The organism is Pseudomonas sp. 18.1.10, assembly GCF_024655625.1.
GTDB lineage: Bacteria > Pseudomonadota > Gammaproteobacteria > Pseudomonadales > Pseudomonadaceae > Aquipseudomonas.
The window spans coordinates 1-963 of sequence record NZ_JANLGL010000462.1 but is presented as its reverse complement, the minus strand read 5'-3'; the positions used below and the strand labels follow the sequence as shown (position 1 = coordinate 963).

1 protein-coding gene is annotated in these 963 nt (G+C 60.5%); it reads left to right on the top strand.

The features are described from left to right. Positions 1–127 precede the first annotated feature (127 nt). Complete coding sequence (locus NUV89_RS29700; RefSeq protein ID WP_017734481.1) at positions 128–868, top strand: YciK family oxidoreductase; 741 nt, start codon at positions 128–130, stop codon at positions 866–868. Positions 869–963: the final 95 nt, after the last annotated feature.

Genomic DNA, 963 nt, shown 5'->3' with positions numbered 1-963 from the left:
GGCGGAGTGTCAGTCACAGGCACTTCAACTGAACGACCGCATTCGCGAGCAAGCCCGCTCCCACAGGGGATCTTCACTGTTTTCAATTCTGGTGTTTGCAACCTGTTGAATTTTGTCGAGGCTATTTATGTTTGATTACTCTGCACGTCCAGAACTGCTCAAAGGCCGGGTGATCCTGGTCACCGGCGCCGGTCGCGGGATTGGCGCGGCGGCGGCAAAAACCTACGCCGCCCACGGCGCCACCGTGCTGTTGCTGGGCAAGACCGAAGCCAACCTGGCCCAGGTGTATGACGAAATCGAAGCGGCCGGCCAACCTCAGCCGGTGGTGATCCCGTTCAACCTGGAGACCGCCCTGCCCCATCAATACGATGAGCTGGCCGCAATGATCGAAAAGGAGTTCGGCCACCTCGACGGCCTGCTGCACAACGCCTCGATCATCGGCCCACGTACGCCGATCGAGCAGTTGTCCGGTGAGAACTTCATGCGCGTGATGCACGTGAACGTCAACGCGATGTTCATGCTGACCAGCACCTTGCTGCCGCTGCTCAAGCTGTCCCAGGATGCGTCGGTGGTGTTTACCTCCAGCAGTGTCGGGCGCAAGGGCCGGGCTTACTGGGGCGCTTATGGCGTGTCGAAGTTTGCGACTGAGGGCCTGATGCAAACCCTGGCCGATGAGCTTGAGGATGTGGCAGCGGTACGCTCCAACAGCATCAACCCAGGTGGCACACGCACCAGCATGCGCGCCCAGGCCTATCCGGGGGAAAACCCGATGGAGCGGCCGGCGCCGGAAGAGATCATGCCGGTGTACCTGTATCTGATGGGGCCGGACAGCACTGGCATCAATGGCCAGGCGTTCGACGCGCAATAGTCCCTGACACACCACAAAACTAAATGTGGGAGAGGTCTGTGTGGGAGCGGGCTTGCTCGCGAAAGCGGAGTGTCAGCCAGCAAACCTGGCCCTGA

Coding starts and splice junctions, on each gene's coding strand:
- NUV89_RS29700 (WP_017734481.1), top strand. CDS start 128: ATGTTTGATTACTCTGCACGTCCAGAACTGCTCAAAGGCCGGGTGATC.